The 25,889-nt window shown below is 26.0% G+C and carries 23 protein-coding genes; 11 read left to right on the forward strand and 12 right to left on the reverse strand.

Going from position 1 to position 25,889, the window contains the following annotated elements:
* Positions 1-269: 269 nt before the first annotated feature.
* Positions 270-2,339 carry a sensor histidine kinase gene (locus B5D11_RS11385; protein ID WP_078683149.1) on the reverse strand — a complete coding sequence of 690 codons (2,070 nt, stop codon included), beginning with the start codon at positions 2,337-2,339 and terminating at the stop codon, positions 270-272.
* Between the two features lie 241 nt (positions 2,340-2,580).
* Between B5D11_RS11385 and ispF the strand changes: the two genes are divergently transcribed.
* The 4 genes from ispF (at position 2,581) to B5D11_RS11405 (ending at position 4,801) form a co-directional block, all read left to right on the forward strand.
* Entirely contained in the window at positions 2,581-3,051 is a 471-nt protein-coding gene (ispF, locus tag B5D11_RS11390) for a 2-C-methyl-D-erythritol 2,4-cyclodiphosphate synthase (protein ID WP_078683150.1), read from the forward strand.
* A 141-nt stretch (positions 3,052-3,192) separates the two neighbouring features.
* A complete protein-coding gene (locus tag B5D11_RS11395; RefSeq protein WP_078683151.1) occupies positions 3,193-3,708 on the forward strand; it encodes a hypothetical protein in 516 nt (171 codons plus the stop codon).
* Positions 3,709-3,720: 12 nt separating this feature from the next.
* Complete coding sequence (locus B5D11_RS11400; RefSeq protein WP_078683152.1) at positions 3,721-4,335, forward strand: DNA-3-methyladenine glycosylase; 615 nt, start codon at positions 3,721-3,723, stop codon at positions 4,333-4,335.
* A gap of 271 nt (positions 4,336-4,606) precedes the next feature.
* The gene (locus B5D11_RS11405; protein ID WP_078683153.1) at positions 4,607-4,801 is read left to right on the forward strand and encodes a cold-shock protein; all 195 of its coding nucleotides are present in this window, start codon (positions 4,607-4,609) and stop codon (positions 4,799-4,801) included.
* A 220-nt stretch (positions 4,802-5,021) separates the two neighbouring features.
* Here B5D11_RS11405 and B5D11_RS11410 read toward each other — a convergent pair whose 3' ends face one another.
* The 5 genes from B5D11_RS11410 to B5D11_RS11430 form a co-directional block, all read right to left on the reverse strand.
* On the reverse strand, positions 5,022-5,732 hold the full coding sequence (locus B5D11_RS11410) for a 2-phosphosulfolactate phosphatase family protein (protein WP_078683154.1): 711 nt from the start codon (positions 5,730-5,732) through the stop codon (positions 5,022-5,024).
* A gap of 71 nt (positions 5,733-5,803) precedes the next feature.
* Positions 5,804-6,904: a GerAB/ArcD/ProY family transporter gene (locus B5D11_RS11415; protein WP_078683155.1), complete on the reverse strand. Its 1,101-nt coding sequence runs from the start codon at positions 6,902-6,904 to the stop codon at positions 5,804-5,806.
* 7 nt (positions 6,905-6,911) lie between these two features.
* Positions 6,912-7,136, reverse strand: coding sequence for a hypothetical protein (locus tag B5D11_RS11420; RefSeq protein WP_078683156.1), 225 nt, complete (start codon positions 7,134-7,136; stop codon positions 6,912-6,914).
* A gap of 3 nt (positions 7,137-7,139) precedes the next feature.
* The gene (locus tag B5D11_RS11425) at positions 7,140-8,288 is read right to left on the reverse strand and encodes a Ger(x)C family spore germination protein (protein ID WP_078683157.1); all 1,149 of its coding nucleotides are present in this window, start codon (positions 8,286-8,288) and stop codon (positions 7,140-7,142) included.
* A gap of 14 nt (positions 8,289-8,302) precedes the next feature.
* Positions 8,303-9,796 (reverse strand): spore germination protein, encoded by a 1,494-nt coding sequence (locus B5D11_RS11430; RefSeq protein ID WP_078683158.1) that lies wholly within the window; start codon positions 9,794-9,796, stop codon positions 8,303-8,305.
* Between the two features lie 122 nt (positions 9,797-9,918).
* On the opposite strand from B5D11_RS11430, the gene B5D11_RS11435 reads away from it, so the two are divergent.
* Genes B5D11_RS11435 through B5D11_RS11445 form a run of 3 tightly spaced genes read left to right on the forward strand, consistent with a single transcriptional unit; the run spans position 9,919 to position 13,861 of the window.
* On the forward strand, positions 9,919-11,565 hold the full coding sequence (locus B5D11_RS11435) for a spore germination protein (protein ID WP_078683159.1): 1,647 nt from the start codon (positions 9,919-9,921) through the stop codon (positions 11,563-11,565).
* Between the two features lie 11 nt (positions 11,566-11,576).
* Complete coding sequence (locus tag B5D11_RS11440; protein WP_078683160.1) at positions 11,577-12,740, forward strand: Ger(x)C family spore germination protein; 1,164 nt, start codon at positions 11,577-11,579, stop codon at positions 12,738-12,740.
* A 20-nt stretch (positions 12,741-12,760) separates the two neighbouring features.
* Positions 12,761-13,861, forward strand: a complete 1,101-nt coding sequence (locus B5D11_RS11445; protein ID WP_180377013.1) for a GerAB/ArcD/ProY family transporter — start codon at positions 12,761-12,763, stop codon at positions 13,859-13,861.
* Positions 13,862-13,886: 25 nt separating this feature from the next.
* Here the strand turns inward: B5D11_RS11445 and B5D11_RS11450 are convergent, their stop codons facing one another.
* From B5D11_RS11450 to B5D11_RS11470, 5 genes are all read right to left on the reverse strand, one after another.
* Positions 13,887-14,903 (reverse strand): LacI family DNA-binding transcriptional regulator, encoded by a 1,017-nt coding sequence (locus B5D11_RS11450; RefSeq protein WP_078683162.1) that lies wholly within the window; start codon positions 14,901-14,903, stop codon positions 13,887-13,889.
* A complete protein-coding gene (locus tag B5D11_RS11455) occupies positions 14,900-15,862 on the reverse strand; it encodes a PucR family transcriptional regulator (RefSeq protein WP_078683163.1) in 963 nt (320 codons plus the stop codon). The genes B5D11_RS11450 and B5D11_RS11455 overlap by 4 nt, the downstream gene beginning before the upstream one ends.
* Before the next feature lie 27 nt (positions 15,863-15,889).
* A complete protein-coding gene (gene ugpC, locus B5D11_RS11460) occupies positions 15,890-16,999 on the reverse strand; it encodes an ABC transporter ATP-binding protein (RefSeq protein WP_078683164.1) in 1,110 nt (369 codons plus the stop codon).
* 137 nt (positions 17,000-17,136) lie between these two features.
* Positions 17,137-18,069, reverse strand: a complete 933-nt coding sequence (locus B5D11_RS11465; protein ID WP_078683165.1) for a TIGR01212 family radical SAM protein — start codon at positions 18,067-18,069, stop codon at positions 17,137-17,139.
* Positions 18,070-18,126: 57 nt separating this feature from the next.
* Positions 18,127-19,254 carry a hypothetical protein gene (locus B5D11_RS11470; protein ID WP_078683166.1) on the reverse strand — a complete coding sequence of 376 codons (1,128 nt, stop codon included), beginning with the start codon at positions 19,252-19,254 and terminating at the stop codon, positions 18,127-18,129.
* A 142-nt stretch (positions 19,255-19,396) separates the two neighbouring features.
* Here B5D11_RS11470 and B5D11_RS11475 point away from each other — a divergent pair, with 142 nt between their 5' ends.
* The gene (locus B5D11_RS11475) at positions 19,397-20,443 is read left to right on the forward strand and encodes a YkvI family membrane protein (RefSeq protein WP_078683167.1); all 1,047 of its coding nucleotides are present in this window, start codon (positions 19,397-19,399) and stop codon (positions 20,441-20,443) included.
* Positions 20,444-20,646: 203 nt separating this feature from the next.
* A complete protein-coding gene (locus tag B5D11_RS11480) occupies positions 20,647-21,546 on the forward strand; it encodes a radical SAM protein (protein WP_078683168.1) in 900 nt (299 codons plus the stop codon).
* A gap of 60 nt (positions 21,547-21,606) precedes the next feature.
* Here B5D11_RS11480 and B5D11_RS11485 read toward each other — a convergent pair whose 3' ends face one another.
* A complete protein-coding gene (locus tag B5D11_RS11485; RefSeq protein WP_078683169.1) occupies positions 21,607-23,406 on the reverse strand; it encodes a heme NO-binding domain-containing protein in 1,800 nt (599 codons plus the stop codon).
* Between the two features lie 248 nt (positions 23,407-23,654).
* Here B5D11_RS11485 and B5D11_RS11490 point away from each other — a divergent pair, with 248 nt between their 5' ends.
* Entirely contained in the window at positions 23,655-25,442 is a 1,788-nt protein-coding gene (locus B5D11_RS11490; protein WP_078683170.1) for a SpoIID/LytB domain-containing protein, read from the forward strand.
* 226 nt (positions 25,443-25,668) lie between these two features.
* A partial coding sequence (locus tag B5D11_RS11495; RefSeq protein ID WP_180376947.1) for a transposase occupies positions 25,669-25,889 on the forward strand: 221 nt, incomplete at its 3' end.

Below are 25,889 nucleotides of genomic sequence, written 5' to 3' on the forward strand. Positions count from 1 at the left end.
TTAGGATGTAAATATTTATAAAGCAATTTGTAGTCTATTTTTTTCAAATTATAAATATATAAAATAATTATCTTTCAAAAACTATTTTTTCTTAGAATTGACCACTATATTTTAAAGTAAATTGATAATAAACATACTACTCATTGTATAATGAAAATTTATTTACAGCTTATTGCAAGATTAATCATAAAATTTATATTGCAAAATAAAAGGCTCTTAATTTTTAAGAACCTTTAAAATCCATAAAGTTAAGAGCCTTTTATCATTATCTAATAATATATATCAGAAAATTCAATATGAATTCTCTCTACTTTTTCTTGGGCATTATCAATAGTTACTGCAATTTCATTTTCACTTGTTAATTTTACTGGAAGTTTAATAGTAAACTCACTTCCTACATTAACTTTGCTTTTTAAAGATATGCTTCCTCCATGAAGTTCAACCAATGATTTTACAAGATTAAGTCCTATACCGCTTCCTATAATATTTTTTGTAAAACTTGTATCTACTTGTTTAAATCTATCAAACACAACTTCAATTTTATCTTCTGGTATACCTATTCCTGAATCTTTAACTTTTATTACAATCCAATCCCCTTTATCATAAATATTAACCCAAATTTTGCCCCCTTTATTAGTAAATTTAATAGCATTAGATAATAAGTTTAATATTATTCTTTCAATTACATATACATCACAAGCCATGTATTTTTCTTCAACTTCAGTATCAAATTCAATATTTATACCTTTACTTTCAATATATTGCACAACAGAGAGTGTAATGTCTTCAACGACACTTACTATATTATAGTTTTGCAGATTTAACTTTAAAAAACCAGAATCAATTTTGCTTAAATCAATAAGATTGTTTACAAGTTTAAGCATTCTATAAGAATTTTGTTTCATACTTTTTATATATTTTTTTATATTTTGCTTATTTTCATATATGTTATCATTTATAATATAATATTCTATAAGCTGTAATGCTCCAAATATAACGTTAAGAGGTGTTCTAAGTTCATGAGATATGTTTGCCATAAATTCATTTTTTACTCTATCACATTCTTTAGCTTCTTCTAATGCTTTTCCTTTCTTTTGTGCATCTTTTCTTTCTCTTATATCTCCAGCAACTACTAAAACTCCTTTTTTATCTTTTAAAACATAAGGAGAAGATTTAGTTTCTACATCTATAATTTCTCCATCTTTAGCAATTAATTTTATTTCTATCAAATCTGTAGTTATTCCTTCTTTATATACTTTATTCATTCTATCTATAATTATTTTATGATAATCTTCATGAACATAATTCATTACTTCTTTACCTAATATATCACTATAATTTTCATATTTTAAAAGCTTTAAAGTAGCATTATTTACAAACACAAATTTGCCATCGCATTGAGCAAACATTGCATATGGCAGAAAATCTAAAAGAGCTTGATAATTTTTTTTACTTTGATTTAATTTTTTGTTTATGTCTTCTAGTTCTTTTGTCCTATTTTCTAAATCACCATAAGCTTTTCTAAGTTCATAAAAAATCATATCATAAGGCTTTTGAAGCGTAATATTAACTATAAATTTATATATAAAGTAAAAAGATATTAATTTAAATATATGACCTAATATACTAATAATGCTTGTATAATTTATATAAACAGCAAAACATAATTGTGAAGCAGCCATAAAAGCTGTGGATAATATTAAGAATTTAGACATTCCTTCACGAGCTTTATTATTATTAAATAAAATCACTGTTATTATAAAAAATATAGCAAACATTATATACTCGCTTATTCTTTTAAATAATGTTAGTCCTATGTTTGGATCATAACAAACTGGGAAATAATGAAATTTAAAAATTAAAAAGAAAAATATTAGTGCTGATACGTAATGAAAAATTATAAAGTTTGAAGCTTTGGTTATTTTTTCTTCTTTTAAATTAAATATACAAAATAAAAAGAATACACTTGTTTGTATATATCTTGCTACTAAATAAAATTGAATTGATAAATTGTATTTTTCTATATTAAATATTCCTCCATTATAAGATGTTAAAACATGTAAAAAATCAAAAGAGCTTATAAGTAAAAAACACATACCTAAAAACATAAAATTTGAATTTTTAGAAACCCCATAAGTATTTTTTGCTATTATAAATATACTAAATCCTGTTATTACACTTAATATTTCAACCAAATTATGGAAAATAAAATAATCTTTAATATTTACATGATACAAAATTAACATTATAATTACGCCTATTGTTAATTTTTCCATAATTTTTAATTTATATTTTTTATTATTTAATTTTTCTGCATAATAATTAAGTTCTCTAACCATAACTTCTTCTCCTCTTTAGTAAATAATAAAATAATAATACTTATTTAGCATTATTATTTATCTATATTCTACATATTAACTATATTTCCTCCATAAAAATTTATTTTATGATTTATTATATTCAAATACTAAAATATGTAATGTATTATATTGTCTTTTTATGTTAAAATAATTTTGATAATTATTATGAAAATTTTATATGTATAAATAAAAAATATATTTTATTTTAAAGGAGATATATATGAGAATTGGAATGGGTTATGATGTGCATAAATTAAAAGAAGGTAGAAAACTTATATTAGGAGGCGTAGAAATACCTTATGAAAAAGGTCTTTTAGGACACTCAGATGCAGATGTACTTTTGCACGCTATAATGGATAGCCTTTTAGGAGCTGCTGCTCTTGGCGATATAGGGAAACATTTCCCAGATACAGATGATAAATATAAAGGGATATCAAGCCTTATTCTTTTAAAAGAAGTTGGAAAACTTATAAAAAGCGAAGGTTATTATATAGAAAATATAGATTCAACTATTATAGCTCAAAAGCCTAAAATGGCAAGTTATATTCCTAATATGATAAAAAATATATCAGAAGCTTTAGATTTAAGTTACAATAAAGTTAATGTAAAAGCTACTACAGAAGAAGGATTAGGTTTTACAGGAAAAGGCGAAGGAATATCCGCACAAAGTATATGTTTATTAAACAAATAGACATCCAACATAAAAATAAATAACTTTGAAATCTTTTATATCTATAAATAATAATTGTGTTTTCATAAATAGAGTATAAATAGGAAATACTAGGGAAAAATAATATTATAATGCTTAATTTTAATGAATGGAGGTATATTTATGACTGGAGCAAATAACAATGAAAACAATTCATTAGATGATCTTTACAGTAATTTTGGAAGCACAAGCGATAGCGAAATGGCTCAAGAAATAAGCAGTCTTAAAGAACAGCTAAGCAGTATGCAGCAGGCTCTTTATGATATACAATCCAGTTCTCTTATTTCTTCAGAGAATTTTAATTCCTCTCAAAATAACGGGAATAATGGAAATCAAAATAAACAAAATAACCAGAATTCTAATGGAAACTTTAAAAATTCTCAAGCTTTAAATACACTTTTAAAGCAAATAAGTGATTTTAGAAAAGAAGCTCAAAAGCAGCAAGAACAAGCTCAAATGGAAGTAGAAAAGTCTATTTCTCAGGCTATACAAATTTTACAGCAAGCTAATGATCAAATACATTCAAATGCAGCACTAACGCAAATGAATGTACTTATAGATCAAGCTCAGCAGCAACTAAACGGTATGGGTTCTATGCCAAAAAATAACGAAGGTAAAAAAGATAAAAATAAGGCTTAAAATAATAAAGTTATGGAAAAGCTTAAAAGAGAATTTTACAAAAAAGATGCAGTTACAGTTGCAAAATGCCTTTTAGGAAAATATCTTGTTCACTTAATAGATAATGAAGAAGTTATAGGAAAAATTGTAGAAACAGAGGCATATATGGGCCCTACTGATAAAGCTGCTCATTCTTATAATAATAGAAGAACTCCTAGAAATGAAGTTATGTATGGTAATCCAGGTTTTGCCTATGTTTATATGATATATGGAATGTATAACTGTATGAATGTTGTTGTAGAGGAAATAAATAAGCCTCAAGCTGTATTAATAAGAGCTTTAGAACCTGTAAAAGGTTTTGAAATCATGAGTAAATTTAGATATAAAAAAGATTATAAAATAATTTCTAAAAGAGAAAAATTAGGCTTGACTAACGGTCCAGGTAAACTTTGTAAAGCACTAAATATAGATAGAACTTTAAACGGAGAAGATTTATGCGGATCAAGGCTTTATATATTAGAAAATGATATTAAAGAAAATTTTCATATAGTGGCTTCTAAAAGAATAAATATAGATTACGCAGAAGAAGCTAAAGACTATCTTTGGAGATTTTATATAAAAGATAATACTTATGTATCTATTAAATAATTATATAATCACTTTTATTATCCTTTCTTAATATAATATTTCTCTTATAATTAAACTCATAATTAATTATTTTATAATAAAAACTCAATTAAATAGTATTTTATTAGTAGTTACAATTAACTTATAATTGCTTGTATTTATAACACACAAATCAAACCAACAGAAAGTTACATAACTTGCAATTAACATAACATATATTTGCTTGTATTTTTATCATAGATTTGTAACATAATAAATTTAAAATAAATTAAATAAAGGAAGGATAATATTTATGGAAACAGGAATAGTTAAATGGTTTAATCCAGAAAAAGGTTATGGATTTATATCTCAAGATGGAGGAGACGATATTTTTGTTCATTATACAGCTGTAAAAATGGATAAGCAACTTGAAGCTGGTAATGAAGTACAGTTTGAAATAGTTCAAGGACGGAAAGGTCCTCAAGCTGCTAATGTAAAAATATACTAAATTAGATATTATACTAAATTAAATCTGAAAATTTTAATATAAAGCTAATATAAAACTAATATAAAACTAATAAATAACTAATATAATAAGACTTATATATAAATCATGCACATAAAAGTAAAATATTTATTCGTACTTTTATATGCATGATTTTTTATATTTTGTTATTTTCCCATAGATTTTATAAATGAACTATTTAAGTATTTGATTACAAATATTTTTATGTTGTTATTTTTCCATCTTTGTATTGAGGTACAATATTTATTATACTTTTTTGGCAACAATAATTAATATCATCTATAAGATTTAATTTTTTAATCTTTTTATAGTGATTAGCATATTTTATAAAGCTAAAAATATCTTCATTGTTTTTATAAATATAATGGGCAGTTGTACCTATATCAGAAAGTTCTATATCTTTTTTTAAAATTTTTAAACAATCAATTATATATCCACTGCAAATAAAATCATCTATAGAAAATTCATCATAAGTTCCAGCATTTATAAATACAACATCATTATTAAGTTCTATTATCTTTTTAGCTGCAGCCTCTCCATTTATTAAAGCTGCAATTAAAATATTTTCAGCTCCTTCTGCACTTTTTATAGCTCTAGTTCCATTAGTAGTTGTAAGCACTATTGTTTTATCTTTAACTGTTTCTTTTGTATATTCAAGAGGAGAATTAGAACAATCAAATCCTTCTATTTTTACAGCCTTTCTTTCGCCCCCTAATATATACTTATCTCTATTTTCTTTTAAAAATTTTAAAGCATCTTCAATAGTTAAAACAGGTATAACTTCTTTACATCTATTATTGATAGCTGTAACTATCACTGAAGTTGCTCTGAGCATATCTATAACAACTACCGTTTTATCTAAAATTTTTTCTTTTTTTATATCCCCTGCAGAAATAATAATATCCACTTTCATAAATCTCACCTTTATATAATTAAATTAATAATTGCAATATTATTAATTTAATTATATCACGGTTATATTAATTATCCATTATTTATATTTGTAATTATTTTTTTATATCTTATTTTGCATATAAAAAAAGTTAAAAGTGGTAATATTACCTCAAATATAAAACCATAATATGGATAAACTTTTAAATTCCATTCCGTAAGTTCCATCATATCATCTGAAACTAAAAATGCTAAATTCATTAAAATTAAAGCTGTAGGTGTAACTATAAATCTATAATCATTAAAATTAAAAATTTTAGAAATGCCTTTTGAAGCACCTAAAAGAGAAATACTTATCTGAACAAATCCTGCAATTAAAAGCACAATTGATACAGCTGATTCAAGTCTTTGAAGAAAATACCCTATATTTATTTTTTCAACAGCATTATATGTAGAATAATAAGTTGTAGACATAAAATATGAACCTAATACCATTATATTTCTTGCTGCAATAAAAACTAAAACAGTTCCTGATAATAAAAGACCTGATATATAAGTTTTAAAAATAGATTTTTTATCTTTTAAACATGAAAAAACCATTGTGAATATAACTGTTTCTGCAAATGGAAAAGAAAAGGCAGAAAAGCCTCCTTTAATAACTGGTTTTACTCCATTTTCAAGTATAGGTAATAAATTGTTAATCTTCATATTAGGTATAGACAATATTAAATTCATAAAAATTATAAATACAAGAAATACTATCAATATTTCTGCCCATCTTCCAAGAACTTCAATTCCTTCTTTTACTGCCCAAGTAGAAAGAAACATAAGCATTCCCATAAACACTATTTTAGGAGTTTCATTTAATCCTATAGTAGATACAAATTCGCTAAAAGTATATAATACTAAAGCTCCTATATGAAGAGCATACCATATATATATAAGGCTAATAATTCTTCCAATAATTTTACCAAAGGCTAAATTTAAAATATCAAATATATCCTTACCTTCAAACATAGAAAGAAGTTTTGCATAAATCATTAATACAGGTAAAGCCATTAATATACCTAATATTTTTGCAAGCCATACATCTTTTAGTGCTGCACCTGCCGTACCTAAAACTAAAGCACTTCCCCATATAAATAATATAATTAATATTATACCTTGTTTGTCTGAAATTATTTCTTTATTCATTTATAAATCACATCTCCTGAAATTGCTTTAATATAGGTTTAAAAAGTTTTGTTGTAATTGATGCTATGCTTTGCATTTCACTGCCTGATGCTATGTTTACACTAAGAATTAATGGTAATAGCATAACAATAATATATACTAAAGCTTTCTTTTTTGCCTTATTTTTGTATAATGGTATTACTTCTATAAAAATTATAAACATATATATAAATATTGTTAACAGTAAATTCACCAATTACTCCTCCTTTATAGGCTTTGAACTTATTTCGCTTCCTTTAATTATAAAATCAACATTTATATTTACTGGAAGTTTTTCAAACTCCTCATCCCATTTTGGCTTTAAACTTTTCCATAAATTTTTATTTTCTATGTTTATTTTATCTCCAAATGAAAAAATGTCACTTTTATATTCATTTTGCATTTTTTTTACTATATACTCTAATCTATTTTTAAGCTTTTTTTCAGCATCTTTTTTTATTTTCTCTTTAACATCTTCTTTATAAAAAGGTATACTTCCATTAACTTCTCCAATGCTTACAGTAGTTGTAATATAAACATTTACTTTAATTTTACCATCTTCATATTCTGGTTTTATTTTTGTTTTGTTTTTAAATACTTCAAAGGTAATATCACTATCACTTTCTGCTATATCTTGAACAGCCCAAACTCCTCCTTTTAATTTTCCCATAACCCATAATGCATATTGAGTTTCTTCTCCTGTTAAGTAGCCTACTACTTTATTATATTTTAATACAGCACTGCCTTTAATTTCTGGTGTTATATTATCATTTCCATGAGTTATGTCTATAAGAGGTATTAAAATAGCTTTTTCTTTAGATGCAAGATTTTCTATTACATCCGTAAGCATAACTTTAGGATATTTTGAAGAATCCTTTTGATTTTCTAATATATATTCAAGTTTAGTATTTCTAAGTTCATTTTCTTTATGGCCTGTTTCTAATATTTCCTTTGCTGTATCTTTATTAGATATCAATATCATTAAATTTTCTCTAGGCTCTACATCTCTATAAAAAAAATCAAGTACAGATGAAATATCTTCAGAAGCAATACTTTTGCTTAAAATTCCTACACTTGCATGTGCCCAAAATAATTTTTTACCTGCTATTTCTATAAATCCTCTTACTGCTTCAAACATTGTTGCTCCTTTATATTCATAAATATTTGACATATACTGTGATTGATTTTGTCCTGTTTCAGGCCTTACAATCTCTACTGTAAGTATATATTCATTATCTATTTTATCTATTGCAAAAGCCATAACAATATTAAACCTTTCAATATCTTTATAGTTCCAGCAAGAAGTGCTTAAAAATGTATTTACTATTATCATAAATATAAGCAGCAATTTTTTGAAAACTTTCATAAATTGTTCCACCTTTAATTTTTTATTTTACGCTGCCTTTGCCTGTCTTTATTAAATAGTTTTGGACGAAAATTCATATAAGGCCAAGGTTTTCTAACGCTTGCATCCCTCATATCTTCAAATCTTATAATTGAGCTATTCATCATATAAGGAATTCCAAATGATCTTATTGAAACTAAATAAATAAATAAAGCCATAATACCAAATATATAACCATATAAACCTAATATTGATGAAAGAATTAATAATATAAATCTGATTATTATAAGTACTCCTACCATATTAGGAAGAAGAAAAGAAGCAAGACCTGTTAACGCCGTAACTATTACCATAGGAGCACTTACAATTCTGGCATTTACTGCTGCATCTCCAAGTACTAAAGCGCCTATAATACTTACTGCCTGACCTATAGGTTCTGGAAGCCTTGCTCCTGCTTCTCTTAATATATCAAACCCAATTAACATAAATACAGCTTCAACTATAGTAGGAAATGGAATACCAATCCTTGAAGCATATATACTTAAAAGAAGTGATGTTGGTATTAATTCCTGATGAAAACTAGTTATTGCAACATACAAAGAAGGAACACTTATAGATAAAAAAAATGCAAATATTCTTAAAATCCTATTAAAAGAAGAAAATATATAATTATTATAATAATCTTCATAACTTTGAAAATATTCTATAAATATATAAGGAAGTGTAAGTACAAAAGGAGTTCCATCGCATAAAAGTACAATTCTTCCCTCAAGTATTTTTCCTGCTGCTGTATCAGGGCTTTCTGTACTTCCTATAGTTTTAAATATGGAAAGTGGTGCATCAGATATAAATTCCTCTATATATTGAGATTCTAATACACCATCTATATTTATTTTACTTAACCTTCTTTTAAGTTCTTCAAGTATATCAGGTAAAACTAATTTATCTAAATAGCATAAAGCTATCTTAGTTTTTGTTTTTTCTCCTAATTCCATAAAGGTAAATTTTAAATCTTTATTTTTTACTTTTCTTCTTATAAGAGTTGTATTTGTAATAATACTTTCAGTAAATCCTTCTCTAGGACCTTTTACTTTCTTTTCTGAAGGAGGTTCATTTATAGTTCTTGTTGGCCATCCTTTACTATCTAAAACTAATGCTTCATTAACACCATCCATAAGAACTATAGTATCGCCATATAGCATACCTCCTATCATTTTATCAATATCTTCTTCTTTTTTTACTTCAGAGACATTTATAACATTTTTAGCTATTATATCTAAAATATTTTTAGGAGATATTCTCTCTATTATATTTAAATTTTGCAAATTAACATCCATAAGCTGCTCTATTATGTATTCGACAATTACTTGTTTGTTTATCATACCATCTGCATATATAATGCAATATCTTAAATTTCTATTATACTTATTTTGAATTTCTCTAAATTTTATTGTGTCGTCACCTTTAAATATTTTTTTAAATAAATCTATATTTTGAGCAAGTACATTTGAAAGTTTAATAAAAATCACCTTCTTATTTTTTTACTTATTTTATTATTTGCATATTCTGACAATATATTCTTACATATAAGTGAGTATAAATATATATTTTTTACATAAACTAAATCATAAAAATTATAGTGGTGATAGTTATGAATAATTTTTTCAAAAATTTATTATATAAACAAGACAAAAATCAAGGTATTCAGTATAAAGAAATAGAAACATCAATAAACAATATATTTAAAGGTGAAGAAGAAAATGTTAATGCACAAACACCTAAAAAATTAATTCCTTCTAAAAATCTTGAAAGAAATAAAAAATATATACAAACAGTATTTACAAAATGTGATGACATAATTTATAGAGAAATAAATATTATGAGTGATAATAAATATAATGCTGTTTGTATTTATATAAAAAACATGATATCTTCACAAATTGCTGAAAATATTATTAATAAATTAAGCAGCCATCCTTCTAATTATCAACATATAAACAATATTAAAGAATATTGTAAATCTGCTGCTGGGATTGATGAATCTGATGAAATAGAGGATTTAAATCAAATAGTTGAAGCTATTACTGAAGGTGAAATGATTTTAATGATTAATGGAATTGATAGAGGATACTCAATTGATATAAAAAGTCCCCCTTCAAGATCCATAGAGCAGCCTGTAAGCGAAAGCGTTACAAGAGGTCCTAAAGAAGGATTTATAGAAGACCACTATATAAATATTTCTCTTATACGTAAAAAAATTAAAAGTCCCAACCTTAAAGTAGAAGGTTTAAAAGTTGGAAGGCAAACCAACACAAATTTAAGTATAGTTTATATGGAAAATATAGCAAACAAAAGCATTGTAGATGAAGTTAGAAATAGAATAAAACAAATTGATATAGATTCAGTTTTAGCATCAAGCTACATTGAAGAATATATAGAAGATAGCCCATTTAGTATATTCCCAACCATATTTAGAACTGAAAAACCTGATGTAGTTTGTGGAAAACTTTTAGAAGGAAGAGTTGCAATTTTTATAAATACCGAACCAGTTGTTTTAATTGTTCCTACTCTTTTTGTAGAATTTTTTATGTCTCCTGAAGATTATTATTTAAGATTTTACGCTGCTACATTATCTCGTATTATTAGATTTTTATCATTTATATTGTCTTTAATATTACCTGCAGCTTTTGTATCTTTAGTTACTTTCCATCATGAACTTTTACCAACAGAATTAATTATAAATATCATAAGAGCAAGAGCAAGTATACCATTTTCTCCAATGTTTGAAGCTTCATTTATGCTTACTACTTATCTTGTTTTGCAAGAAGCTGATCTTAGGATGCCAAAAACTATGGGGCAGGCTGTAAGTGTAGTAGGTGGTTTAGTTTTAGGTCAAGCTGCAATAAGTGCAGGTATTGTAAGTACACATATGATTATAATTGTAGCATTTTCAGCTGTATGTGCTCTTGCACTGCCTACTCCAGAACTTCAAATGCCTTTATCCTATATTCGTTTTACACTTTTAATGTTAGGAGGATTTGCAGGTATGGTAGGACTTACATGCGGATTAATATTTATAGCCATACACCTATTATCTTTAGAATCTTTTGGAGTACCTTACTTTTCTCCATTAAGCCCACTAAAACCTCAAGAACTTATGTATGATACATTTATAAGATTCCCCATCTGGACTATGAAAAAAAGGCCTAAAACTATAATAGGTAAAGACAGTATAAGAAGAAAAGGCAAGGTAAAAACTAAACCTATAACTGAAGATGAAAAAGATAAATGTAGTTAGGTGATAAAAATATGAAAAAAATTATAATTATTTTTTTATTAAGTCTACAGATGTTTGCATTTACTTCTTGCGTAGGCAATAAAAAAGAAATTCAAAAGATATATTTAGTAGTTGCTATGGGTATAGATTTAACTCCGGATAAAAAATATGAAGTAACTTTGCAGGTGTTAAATCCTTCAGCTTCATCTACTCAAGAATCATCTAATTCTACTTCTCAAAGTAATGAAATTCTTATTTATTCAGGCATAGGAGATACTTTCTACGATGCTGTTTTTGAAACTTCTAAAGTTATGGGTAAAATGCAACATTTCGGGCATTTAAAATATATTGTACTAAGCAAAAGAGTTGCCGAATACTCAGATAAAACTTTTAAAGATAATATATTTAGATTAGAAGATATTAGATTAAATACTCCTTTGCTTGTAACTAAAGGAAATGCATCTGAAATAGTGTCTGCAAGAACAAAAGAAGGAATTATTCCAACTTATGTTGTAGATAATCTTCTTGAAAGGCAGTCTATTATAGGATATAGGCCTTATACTTACTTACTTGATTTTGTAAATCAAGTAAATAGTGAAACACCTTATCCTGTGACTGGTGTAATTGAACTTGTAAAAGGTGAGGATAAACTTGGCTCTGAAACATTTAAGCTTTCAGGTTCTGCTGTATTTAAAAAAGATAAATTAATAGGATTTTTAAATGATAAAGAAACAAGGGGCTTAAACTTTATTAAAGGCAGAGTTGATAGAGGTAACATTACAGCTTATTCTTCTAACTTAGGTAAAATATCACTAGAAATTTCAAATTCCTCCAGCAAAATTAAACCTGTATTAAAAAATGATAGCATAAATATCCAAATAAAAATTAAAACATTATCTGTACTTAGAGCTGCGCCTTCTCTGCCTGATCCTGTTAAAGATCCGAAAATTATGGATGAATTAAATGATGCTCAAAATAAAGCTATAAAAGATGAAATAAATCTTGCTTTAAATGCAGCTCAGCATAATTTAAAAGCAGATATATTTGGCTTTGGAGAAAAAATTCATAAATCTTCTCCAGAAAAATGGAATTCTATAAAAGAAAACTGGGATTCTTTATTTGAAAATGTGGATATTAATATATCTGTAGAATCCAAAATAAGAACTACAGGTTCAATATTTAAATCCATGGAATGAAAACAAAGGAGAGAATTTTTATGGAGAAAAAAATATCACCTTATGAGCTTTTATCATCAATGTTTATTCTGCCATATGGAAGTGCAATATTATTTTATTTAGCTCCAGATGCAAAGCAAGATGCATGGTTTTCTATGCTTTTTTACATAATTCCAGCTATAATTCTTGTATTAGTTCACATAAAGCTTTTTGAATTTTATCCAAATGATACTTTAGTTACATACATGCCAAAAATTTTTGGCAAATTTTTGGGAAGTTTTTTAAGTTTATTATATATTATATATTTTATTTATGCATCAACTAGAGTACTTAGAGATTTTTCAAGTCTTATTGTTAGTTCTTCTATGCCTCAAACTTCTGTTTTATTTATATCTTCTCTTATAATGATTGTTGTAATTTATGGAGTAATAGTTGGTATACAGACTTTAAGCAGAGCTTCTGAAATATTATTTATTATTATGATGTTGGGTCTTTTATTTGCTGTTTTATTTCTTGTAAATACTAAATTTGTGCTAAATATAGATAATCTTTTTCCTATGTTTGAAAATGGAATATTATTCCCTATAAAAAAAGGATGGTCTCTTATTACCTTCCCTTACGGAGAATTTACTGCTTTTACAATGTTATATAAAAATCTTAATGATACTAGTAAAATAAAAAAAACTGTTATTAGTGCAGTAATATTAGAAGGTGTCTGCTTAACTATAATTAACATACTGTTTATTACAGCTTTAGGCGTAAATTTTGCATCATCATCTGTTTTCCCTCTGCTTGAAACTTTACGTCTTATAAAAATAGGAGGTTTTTTAGAAAGATTAGATATAATTATAATAGTAACTATGGTTACAGGTGGGTTTATGAAAATAAGTTTTTTTATGTATTTTGCAGTTTTAGGCATAACTGATTTTTTTAATATAAAAAGTACAAAACTTTTATCTATTATAGTAGGCATAATAATTTTATTTTCTTCTGAAATTATTGCTAAAAATTTCCCACAACATTTAAAAATAGGTTTAGATGTTACAGTAAAATATATACATCTGCCAATGCAGACAATAATACCTTTATTAACTCTTATAACTGCCTGGTTTAAAAATAAAAGTAAAAATAAAACCTACTGACTTTATAAAATAAAATTAGCAGGTCTTATTTATTTTTAAAAGTTTCTCTATATATAATTTTTGTAGGAACTATAATTTTATTTTGTTCATTTTCTCCTTTAATTGCTTCTATGATTAATTTAGCTGCCTCATAGCCAAGAGAATAAGCATTTATCTCCACAGATGTAAGAGAAGGATTTATAAGTTCTGATGAAGGTATATTATTAAAACTTATTATTTCAATATCTTCAGGAATTTTAAGACCTTTTTCTTTAACAGCATCTAAAACTCCAAAAGCCATAACATCATCAGTAACGACAAAAGCTGTGGGATGTTCTTTCATATCTAAAAGCTTTATTGTACTTTCGTAGGCTTCTTCTTTAAGATATTCTGAATGTTCTTTAATATACTGTTTATTAATAGGTATATTATACTTTCTTAAAGCATTTAAATAACCATCAAGCCTATCTAATGAAACAACAAATTCATATGGCCCACATATAAATGCTATTTTTTTATGCCCATTTTTTATAAGTTTTTCTGTTACATCAAAAGAAGCCTGAACATTATCATTGTCTACATAAAGCGTTTCTTTTGAATTTAAAGGTTTGCCTATAACAACCACAGGAGTATTAAGTTTTTTTAGTGTTTCTAAAGCAGCATTATCTACAGAAGAATATGTAAGTATAATCCCGTCTACTCTGCCACTCATTACAATACTTTCTATAGATTTAATCTGTTCCTCTTCTGTTTTGCCAGTAGATAAAAGTATGCAGTAGTCTTTTTCATGAGCTGCAGCTGCAACACCACTTAATGCCTCTGGAAAAAAAGGATTTAAAAATGCACTTTCAGTAGATTTAGGCATTACTACACCTATAGTATTAGTAGATTTATTTACTAAACTTCTAGCTATAGCATTTGGATGATATCCTAAACTTTCCATAGCTTCTCTTACTATTTTTTTCGTTTCTTTACTAATTCTAGGGCTATCAGATATTACTCTTGATACAGTTGAGGGAGATACTCCTGCCTTTTTGGCAACTTCCTTTATTGTTATTTTCATAGTAATCCTCTCTTACTACTTTTTTCTTTCCAAATAAGAAACGCAATTACAAATACGGTAGCTTCCTTAAAGTTTCTAATATCAAAACCAGTCTCTTTATTTATTTTATCAAGCCTATATATAAGTGTATTTCTATGTATATATAATTTTCTTGCAGCATCACTTATATTAAGCCCGGAATTTACAAATTCATCAATAGTATCAATAATTTCTTTATCAAATAAATCAAATTTATCTTTAAGTTTTAATAAAAGTTCGTCTTTTATTTCTTTATTAATATTTAAAACTATTTTCTCAAAAAGCACTTTATCATAGAAAAAAATTTCATCTTTTATTTTAAAAGTTTTCCTTAAAGTAAAACATTCTAATGCCTGCTCATAAGCTCTTTTAATATCTTTTATATCATATATAAGATTACCATAACTTATAGTGCATTTGCAATATAAATCTGATACAATAGATTGTCTTATACTTTCAGCATGTTCATTTACTTCATCAAATAATCCTAATATTATAATTCTATTTTTATATACAAAGCTTATTGCTTCTTTTTCATTATAAAGCTGCCTTATAATATTTAATGCTTCTAACTTACTTCCATCAACATCTATAAGAAATAAAGCAGCCCCATCTAGCAAAAAAGGAAAATCTTTTTCTACATAATTTGTAGATGCATCTTTCCCTTCTATTATTTCAATGATAGATTGCTCTCTTATTGAGTAAAATTCATTATACTTATTTTGTATTGTATATTTTAAAAGTCTGCTGCAGTTTTCTAAATTTTTAGGCAGCCTTAAGCTGCCCTTAGAGTTACCAAGGCTTATAAATATGTTATAAGTTTCTATATTTTCTGCATTCTTTAAGCCCTCATACATATATGTTCCATCATCAAGTATCAAATCAAATTTTAAACCTGTATTTAAACTTAAATCTTGCAGAAATTCACGAAAATTATACATATTAAAGCCCCCTTAAATTTTATACTATTAAATTATTGTATTTTCTGTTTCTTTGTCAAATACATGTATTTTACTTGTATCTAAAGCTATCTTTAATTTGTCTCCAGCTTTAGCCTTTGAAGTTCCATTAACTCTAGCAACAATATTTGCTTTTCCTTTTACAAGATAAATATAAGTTTCTGCTCCCATAAGTTCTGTAACTTCAACATTTGCAGTTATTACAGCATCATTATGTTTAGCAATAAACTCTTCATCATCATCTATGTTTTCTGGTCTTATACCCATTATAACTTCTTTTCCTACATATCCTTCTTTCTTTAAAACAGCTGCTTTATCTTGTGGAAGAATTATTTTATCTTCACCAAATACAAGAATTATATTACCATTGCTTTCTTCAACTTTAACGTCTATAAAGTTCATCTGTGGTGAACCTATAAATCCTGCAACGAAAATATTAGCTGGATGATCGTATATATATTGAGGAGTATCAACTTGCTGAATAACTCCATCTTTCATAACAACTATTCTTGTACCCATTGTCATAGCTTCTGTTTGGTCATGTGTAACATATATAAATGTAGTTTGTAATTTTTTATGAAGTTTAGAAATCTCAGTTCTCATTTGAACTCTCAATTTAGCATCAAGGTTAGAAAGTGGTTCGTCCATTAAAAATACTTTTGGCTCTCTAACAATAGCTCTACCTAAAGCAACTCTTTGTCTTTGTCCACCAGAAAGTGCTTTTGGCTTTCTATCTAATAAATGCTCTATATCAAGAATTTTAGCTGCTTCTTTAACTTTTTTGTCTATTTCAGCTTTTGGAACTTTTCTTAATTTAAGACCAAATGCCATATTGTCATATACACTCATATGTGGATATAATGCATAGTTTTGGAAAACCATAGCTATATCTCTATCCTTTGGTGCTACATCATTTACCAGCTTGTCTCCTATATACAACTCTCCTTGAGATATTTCTTCAAGACCTGCTATCATTCTAAGAGTTGTTGATTTTCCGCATCCAGATGGTCCAACAAAAACTATAAACTCTTTATCCTCTATATCGAGACAAAAATCTTTAACTGCTGTAACATTTCCTGGATATACTTTATAAATATGTTGTAATGATACACTTGCCATTATAACATTCCCCCTAACATTATTTATTATGAACATATTATTCTTTGAATTCATATGCTCATATCTCTTTGGAATACATTCATTTTATCATGTAAACGGTATAAAATCTATTCGTAAAGCCTACAAAAGTAAAAGTATCATTTTGTAGAAAAATACAAACCTTGATACAAATCTTTTTTTATTAATTCTCTATCTATAGAATTTAGTATTTCCCATTTTTTTAAACTCCACATAGGTCCAATAAGAAGTTCTCTTGGAGAATCTCCTGTAAGTCTATGAATTACCATATTTTCAGGCAGCATAGCTATAGACTTAGTTACTAAATCTATATATTCTTCTTCCTCTAAAAAATTTAATTCTCCATTTTCATATAATTTAACTAATGGAGTGCCTTTCATAAGGTGAAGAAGATGAAATTTTATACCTTTAATAGACTTTGTAGAAATATATTTAATAGTATTTAACATATCTTCATGTGTTTCCTTTGGAAGTCCAAATATAGTATGAACTACTACATCTATATTCTTTTTATTAAGCTTGCATAAAGCTTTTTCAAATGTATCTAATGTGTATCCTCTATTTATAATTTTTGCAGTATTATCGTTTATAGTTTGAAGTCCTAGTTCTACCCAAACATATACTTTATTGTTTAGTTCCTCCAAAAGATTTAAAACTTCATCAGAAAGACAGTCTGGTCTTGTAGCTATAGCTAATGCAACTACCCCATCCTCTTTTATAGCTTCTTCGTACTTTTCTCTAAGAACATTTACTGGTGCATAAGTATTAGTATACGCCTGAAAATAGGCTATATATTTTCCTTTTTTCCATTTTTTACTCATCATTTTTTTTATATCTTCAAATTGAGAAGATATAGAAAAATTTCTGCTACCAGCAAAATCTCCCGAGCCTCTTTCACTACAAAATATACATCCACCTTTACTTATTGTTCCATCTCTATTAGGGCAAGAAAAACCTGCATCTAAAGATATTTTAAAAACTTTTTCACCAAATTTTTCTCTTAAAAAATAATTTAAACTATAATATCTTTTACCTCCCCATTCCTTTTTCATATATATCTTCCTTCCTATATCTTAAAAATATAAATTTAACCATAATGTTTTTAATTATTAAGCTTTTTTCTCTTTAAATTTTTTTAAATCAAGTTGATATTTACCCGCTTCTTTTTTTAATGCTTCATCACTCATATCCTTTTGAATAACTTCATAATTTAGAACATCTTTATCAAAAGATGAAAAAACAATTTCAACTTTCCCATAAGGATATTTTTCTTCAAATTTAAAAGGTATAAGTTCTCCGCTATCTGTGTTATAAACTCTTATACATCTTCCTGTATTATTTTTATTATACTGTACAAGTATAAATTTTTCACCATTTGAAAAAGACATAAATTCTATTTTTGAATCCTTTATTAAATCCAGTGGAATCATTTCTTTACCTATAGGTTCTTCTCTTGCCATAGTGCTTCCTTCTCCTTGCCCTCCTTGAGCCTTTGAATCTTGGGACTGAGATCCTTTATCACCCTGACCGCCCCCACCTTTTCCTCCTTGAGCAGCCATACTTTCATCAATTTTAATAATTCCAACAAAAGAATCTTTGTCATAAGTTGATACAGCTATTCTTTCTCCTTCATAACCAAAATTTATAACAGAAAATTTATCTTTAGGAACTACCTGTTTTGATAAATTACCTTCATCATCTTTTGAAAATATATACTGAGGAAAGCTTGAGATATCTGCAAGAAGATTTGTCTTTACATTGTTTTTATTTCTAACTCTAATAGTATTATCTTCTAAAAATGCTTCTTTTCTTATTTCGTTTTTTACTTCATCTATTTTATATTCTGAACCTTCTTTTTTTACTTTTATACTGCAATCATCTAAAGTAGCTACAGGTTTATTTAAATTCATTCTTGCTACTTTAAGCTTAAAAAATCCGCTTTCTCCTATCTCACTTGTTTCATCTATACTATAACCTTTAACTTTAAGCTCACTTTCCCCTTCCTCTTTAGTTTTTTGTGCAAGTTCACTACTATAAAATTTTTTGGCGCCTTCTAAATTATCCTTCATAAGTTCTTTCATATAGTTATCTACAACATTTTGTGCAACCATTAAATCAAATTCAGCAGTTTTTGCTTTTTCTTCTTTAGGCGCTTCTTTTTTACATGATATAAATGTACTTAATATAAAGCTTATAAGAATAAATGATAAGAGCTTTTCTATATAATTTTTTTTCATGCTTTTCCTCCTTATCTTTATAGTAATTATATATATATAGTTTACCAAAAATCAAAAATTTAATTTATAAATACATTATTTTATAAATTTTTTATATATTTATATAGAATAGAAGTTTTATTATTTTTTTGGAGGGATTTTTTTGTGTAAAAATTTTAAGCTTTCTTTTCAGATTGCAGCAGTTTTTATTGGAACAATAGTAGGCGCCGGATTAGCCTCTGGGCAGGAAATTAGACAGTTCTTTACTGAATATGGCTATAAAGGTTTTTTAGGGATTTTACTTTGCACCTTAATTTATATAATAATAGGCTACATGATAAGTTCCATAAGTTTAAAATATAATTTAAAATCTTATAATGAAATAATAAATTTAGTATTAAGACCTAAAATATTTGCAAATTTTACAGATGGCATTACAAGCCTTTTCCTTATAAGCGGAGCTGCTATAATACTTGCAGGAAGTGGTGCATTAATTCATCAATATTTTGGTGTTTCAAAATGGGTAGGAATAATACTTATGGTCTTAATATCTATTTTTGTTCTTCTTAGGGATACTAAGGGACTTATTGAAATAAATTCTTTTATAGTGCCTTCTCTTATTATAGTTTTAATTACAGTTTTTATATTATATATATTTTTCAACAAAGATATAGTGAGTCTTACATATGTAAAAAGTATGCCTAGTTATAAAAGCAATTGGTTTTTATCTTGTCTTTTATATAGCGGATTTAATATACTTAGCTGCAGCGGAGTTTTGGTTCCCCTAAATTATGAAACCAAAAATAAAAAAAGTATGCTTATAGGAATTATTATTGGATCTATTGCTTTAGCTATACTTGCATCAATTATAAATTTTATGCTTTTATTAAATATTCCATACATATTTAAATATGAAATACCTCTGCTTTACATAGCAAACAGATTTGGAAAACTAATTCAAATACTTTTATTATGTATTATATGGCTTGAAATGTTTTCAACAGAAGTTTCTGATGTATATAGTGTTGGAAAAGCTTTATCTCAAACTTTTAATATATCTTATAAAACTTCAGTTATTTTAGTTATATTAATAGCAATTCCAATATCTCAAATAGGATTTGTAAATCTTATAAGTATAATTTATCCAGCTTTTGGTATTATAAGCCTTTTATTTATGATTCAATGTGTGTATTTTTATTTTAAACATTAAATATATAAAATGATTAAACCGCAATAAATTGTAAATAAATTTCCATTACACAATGTGTAGTATCTTTATTGTTGATTTACTTTAAAATATAATGATCAATTCTAAGAAAAATAGTTTTTGTGAGATAATCATAAATTATTTTTGTGATAAAATATAATTATATATTTAAATATATTTCTAAACATATATTGAGGGGGTACTAAATGTTAGAACTTTTAAGTAATTGCAGACTTTGCCCTAGAAACTGTGGTGTCAACAGGTTAAAAGGAGAAATTGGATTTTGCAAATCAAGTGATAAAATTAAAGCGGCAAGAGTTTCACTGCATGAATGGGAAGAACCTTGTATTTCCGGATCAAGAGGATCTGGAACAATATTCTTTTCTGAATGTAATTTAAAATGTGTTTTTTGTCAAAATAGTTCTATAAGTTATGAAGGCATAGGTAAAGAAATCTCTATAGAAAGGCTTTCTGAAATATTTTTAAATCAGCAAAGTCGTGGTGCTCACAATATAAATTTAGTTACTCCTACACATTTTGTACCACAAATAATTGAAGCTATAAAATTAGCTAAAAAAAGGGGACTTATGCTACCTATTGTATATAATACCAGCAGTTATGAAAATATAGAAACTATAAAAGCTCTCAAAGGGTATATAGATATATATCTTCCTGATTTAAAATATTTTAATGATAAATATGCAGTAAAATATTCAAACGCTCCAAATTATTTCAAAACAGCTTCTAAAGCTATTGAAGAAATGTACTTACAAGTTGGTAATCCTGTATTTAATAAAGAAGGTTTAATGGAAAAAGGAGTTATAATTCGCCATCTTATGCTTCCTGGGCTTTTATTTGATTCTAAAAAAATTATTGAATATATATATAAAACTTTTAAAGATAATGTTTATATAAGTCTCATGAATCAATACACACCATTTAATAATGTAGAAAAATATCCTGAGATAAATAAACCTTTAAATCCAAAACATTATAATTCTCTAATTGATTATTGTTTAAATTTAGGTATAAAAAATGCCTTCATACAAGATGAAGGCACTGTTTCTGAAAGTTTTATACCAAAATTTGATTTAAGAGGAGTATAATTTTAAAATATTTTTATAATATCTTAAGTTTAGAGCCTAAAATATATAATAGGCTCTATTTTAAATTTTATATTTACTTAAATCTCCCTTGAAATTTTCTGTAATATTTTTAAATTCATGAATGTTATCTATAAGCCTTTTAATTTCATTTGTATAATTTGAAACACTAGCACTTACTTCTTCTGATGAAGCTGAATTTTCTTCAGCTATGGCTGCTAAAGATTCAATATTTTCATAAATACTTGCTATAGAATCTGTTTCTTTATTTAATTCATTTATTGTCTTAATTGTAGATTCTGCAACAGTATGTATTGAATTAGTTGCTTCATAGCTTATATCTCTGACCTTCTCAAGATTGCTTGTTTCACTTTCTAATACTCCATATTGACTTTCTATTTTATCTACAAGAAGTTTTATTTCCTCTACAAATTGAGCAAGATTTGCATTTATTTCTTCAACCGCACTTTTAGATTGTTCTGCAAGTTTTCTGACTTCTTCTGCAACAACTGAAAAACCTCTACCAGCCTCTCCAGCTCTTGCTGCCTCTATAGAAGCATTTAATGCCAATAAATTTGTCTGCTCAGAAATTCCCGATACTATAGATACTATTTGAGTTATATTTTTAGCTTTATTTTCAAGCTCAACTCCCTTGTTTTTAACTTCTTTAAATTTATCTAAGCTATTTAAAATGTTTTTACTTGTATTATTAACATTTTCATAACTATGATTAATTTTTTCAATAGCTTTTTCAAGTTCAACCTTATTATAATTTTCATTTTCTACTATAGACTTTAAAGATTGAATATTATCATTTAATATAGCAACTGCATTTTCTGTATTTTCTGCTTGGCTTACAGAAGTATTAGCAACCTCTTCAACTACATCTGCTATTTCCTTTGAAGTTATATTCATAGAGTCTGATATCTGATTTATTTTATCTGCAAAAGTATTCATTTCATCTGTTACACCTTTAAATCCAACAAAATCAGCTCTAACTATTTTTTTATGTTCTGTAACATATTTGAATAAATCTTCAAAAAAATCTCCTGTTACTATTTCTATGTCTTCTACAAAATCGCTATTATTTAATTTTTTTAAACTTTCTTCTAATAATTTTTTAGGCCTTGTTAAAGCTGATGAAGCTATAAATGCAGATAATGCAGGTATAAAAGCTATTGGTATAATTTTAGCATAGCTTACTGTACCTATAATAGGAATTAAACTAATAACTGTAAATAATAAAGTAAAAATTGAAACTTTTATTCCAAAATTTCTTATAAATCCTAGAGATAAAAGCTTATTAAATGTATATTTCTTTTTATAAAATATATCTTTTTCAAATGTAAGTTTTAATTTAAGAAAGTCTTCTCCTCTTTCAATCTCTTGTATTTCTATTTTTTCATTAAAAGTTTCGGCACTTCCTTGAAGCATACCTAAAAAGTAATCAAACATACCTCTTTTAGATCTATACGAAAAAATAGCTTCTCTGCTTGAAATTGGAGTAATATTAAGAAGCGGTGGTGTTGCCCCAGGTAATCTTTTTACCATAACAACATGAACATCATACATAGACTTTAAAAATGAATATAAATTTTCATGTTCAAAAAATGCTGGAAAATCTTCAGCAAATGATTTTATATTATAATTTCCTATATTCCTCCAAAGCTCTTTTACTTCTATATTTTGAGATTTTGCAATATCGGCTATAACTCTCATTATTTTAGAATCATCTACATTCTCTGCAGGTGAAAAAATTTTTTTGCTGCTCCACCCATTACTTTCCATAATTTTATCTACTATATCATTGCCATATAATTTTCTGCAAGTTTTCATCCAAGCGGCTACTACTGTACCCTTCATATATGCTCCTCCTTTAGCTTACACTCTTATATAGGTAAACAACTTTTTATAAAAAATACATAAATTTTTTATACTTATATTTCGTTAAAATTTATTATTTCTTTAACAAAATATCTGAAAATTTTTTAAAATATAAAATGAAAATAAATTTTATAAAATACTATAAAATAATTTATATTTATATGTATGAATTATTTCTTAATATATTATAATTATATCATAAGTAATTATTTAAGGGGGATTTTTAATTGAAAAAACTTATTATAATAAATATAATTTTAATAATTATATCGTTAATAATATTTTTCCCACGTTCTATAGAACATGGTATTGTTGTAAATTCTAATTCTAAATCAATTAATGTGATTATAAACGGAAAAGAAAAAAAATATATCTATAAAGGTTCCACTTTCCCAAAATTTACTGTAATTAATTTTAAATATAATTTACTAAAAGCATATGATTTTGAAATAGTTAACCCTCTAGAAGATAGAATTATGCTTAAAACTTCATCATATTACGATACGGAAAATTCAGGTCAAATAAATCTGTCTAAAAAAAAGTTTTTTTATAATATAGATAAAAATAATAATATATCATTAGGAAAAGCTAAAGATATTATAATTGGAAAAAATAATATAAAATCTTTTAAAAATAAAAAAGGTGAACTTAAAACATTTATTGTATTTCCAGTAGATTATACTACAATAAGAGTTGGATTATCGAGTACTAATTTTTCATCTATTTATCATAAAAATATGAAAATAAAATGTAATACAAATTCTAAGCTTTACAGTATAAGGGATAAATTTTCCATTGATATACCTAAAGAAAGTATAATTTTTATAGAACCCAAAGATAAAGATTTAAAAATTACAATAAATAACACAAATGTTTTATTTAAAAATAGAGTTTATTTAAGTGGAAATGATTTATCAATGGAAAGTTTAGAAAGAGGTAATCCTTCTTTTACTCCAGTATATAATGGAATATTGGAATTTAATATTTTAAAAAATGGTATGACAGTTATAAATGAAGTAAATATAGAAGATTATCTATCTAAAGTAGTTCCTTCTGAAATGCCATCTTTTGGAGGTATTGAAGCTCTTAAGTGTCAAGCAGTAGCAGCAAGAACTTATGCAATATCAGATATGATATCTAATAGATTTGAAAACTTAGGTTTTCATGTAGATGATAGTACTAAAAGTCAAGTATACAATAATATAGAACAAAACAGCCTTGCTACAGAAGCTGTTATATCTACTAAAGGCATAATAATGACTTATGAAGATAACCCTATAGATGCTAAATATTATTCTACATCAGCAGGTACTGGAGCAGATTATAAAGATGTATGGTTTAAATCTGATGGGAGTTCAGATAATAAACCTTATATACAAAATAATAATTATCTTATACCTAAAAAAGAACTGCCAAAATCTGAAAAAGAATGGCTTGATTTTTTTAAAAATACAAATATTAAAGCTATAGATAGTAATTATCCTTATTTTAGATGGAAAGTTGAATATTCAAAATCAGGTATTACAACTGCTTTAAATAAAACTTTAAAAAATCTATATTCTGTAGAAAATTATAGAGATTATATAACTGTTTATAAAAATTCAAAAAAAATAAAAGAAATGCCTATACTTAAAGATATTAAAGATATTAAAATATTAAAAAGAGGTAAGAGTGGAATAGTAAAAGAGATATCTTTTATTTTTTCAAATGCTGTTGTAAATGTGCAGGGTGATTCTTATATAAGAAGTTCTATAAAATGTAATGAACAATATACAAATGAAAAAACAGTTTTAATAAGGCAAAATGGAACATCCCTTACTAATATAGCTTCTCTTCCTTCTTCATTTTTTTCTGTAGAAAAAAACGAAAAAGGCTTTATATTATATGGCGGCGGTTTTGGTCATGGTGCAGGAATGAGCCAATATGGAGCAATTGAGCTTTCAAAAAATGGAATAAAATATAAAGATATTTTAAATATCTTTTATAAAGGTATAAATATAGAAAGTATATATTAAACACCATAACAATTAAAAACTCACATTGCTAAAAATTTTTTTCAAAAATATAGCACAAGTCAAATGATTTTTGTTTATTTAAATTAGTAAGTTTAACAAAAACATTTGGTTTGTGCTTATTTTAGAGCCTGCAAAAAATTTTGTGTAAACTGAATAAAAAGCACTCTTTCTTGGCAAGAATTTGGATAGATAATATACCAAATATTTACAAGAAGGAGTGTTTTTTATGTCGAATATTTCTAAAGAAATTTTAAGAAATTATGTTAATGAGCAGAACTTTAAAAGTCCTAATGATGTTTTAGCTGCTATGAAAGAATTATTTAAAGAGGTACTGCAAGAAGCATTAGAAGCAGAAATGGATACACAGCTTGGATATGACAAGTATGATGTTACTGAAAAACAAACCTCAAATAGTAGAAATGGATACTCAAAGAAAACTATAAAAAC

The organism is Clostridium sp. USBA 49 (assembly GCF_900167505.1).
Lineage (GTDB): Bacteria > Bacillota > Clostridia > Clostridiales > Clostridiaceae > Clostridium_AT > Clostridium_AT prolinivorans.